Source organism: Megasphaera sp. AF13-6AC, assembly GCF_027685385.1.
Taxonomy (GTDB): domain Bacteria; phylum Bacillota; class Negativicutes; order Veillonellales; family Megasphaeraceae; genus Megasphaera; species Megasphaera micronuciformis.
In genome coordinates, this window is sequence record NZ_JAQCUN010000104.1 from 1 (window position 1) to 1,008 (window position 1,008).

Here is a 1,008-nt window from a genome sequence, read left to right on the forward strand (position 1 = left end):
ATTTCTTCAGCACCCAATTTAGTATCACGTGCATCGCATTCATATTCTTCTACATGAATGGATGTGTAAATATCATTTTTAGGCAGTTCTTCACTTAAAAGAACGGCATCTTCGTAGTTATAGCCTTCCCAAGGCATGTAAGCAACGAGGATATTGTACCCTAAAGCCAATTCACCGCCGTCCGTAGCCATACCGTCGGCCAAGACCTGATCACGTTCAACCCGTTCACCCTTATATACGAGAGGACGCTGATTGATACACGTACTCTGGTTTGAACGAACGAACTTAATCAGTTTATATGTATCCGTACCGCCTTCGTCCGTCGTAATAATTATTTCATCCCCTGTAACACGAGCTACTTTGCCGGCATGCTTAGCCAAAATGCAAACCCCCGAGTCACAAGCGGCCTTGTATTCCATACCCGTACCGACGAGCGGTGCCTGGGTGCGTAACAAGGGCACAGCCTGCCGCTGCATATTCGCACCCATTAAGGCACGGTTCGCATCATCATTTTCCAAGAACGGAATCATAGAGGTACCGACAGAGACTACTTCACGAGGCGATACGTCCATGAAGTCCACGCGATCGCGTGCCACTTCCAAAACGGCTTCGCCGTGGCGGCAGGCAACGCGTTCATTAACAAAGGTACCGTCTTCCGCCAACGGTTCGTTAGCCTGGGCAATAATATATTGTTCTTCTTCATCAGCCGTAATGTAATGGACATCATCCGTAACAACGTGTGTCGTTTTGTCCACACGACGATACGGGGCTTCGATAAACCCGAATTCATTGACCTTACTGTAACATGCCAAGGACGAAATCAAACCGATATTCGGACCTTCAGGCGTTTCGACGGGGCACATACGGCCATAGTGAGAATGATGTACGTCGCGAACTTCAAAGCCCGCGCGTTCACGCGACAAGCCGCCGGGGCCGAGGGCACTGAGACGACGCTTGTGTGTCAATTCGGCCAAGGGGTTCGTCTGGTCCATGAACTGAGACAACTGA

The 1,008-nt window shown here is 49.7% G+C and carries 1 pseudogene; it reads right to left on the bottom strand.

The annotated features are described in order from the left end of the window. Nucleotides 1-1,008 (bottom strand): annotated as a pseudogene (locus tag PGX78_RS06300) (DNA-directed RNA polymerase subunit beta); the annotation flags it as partial.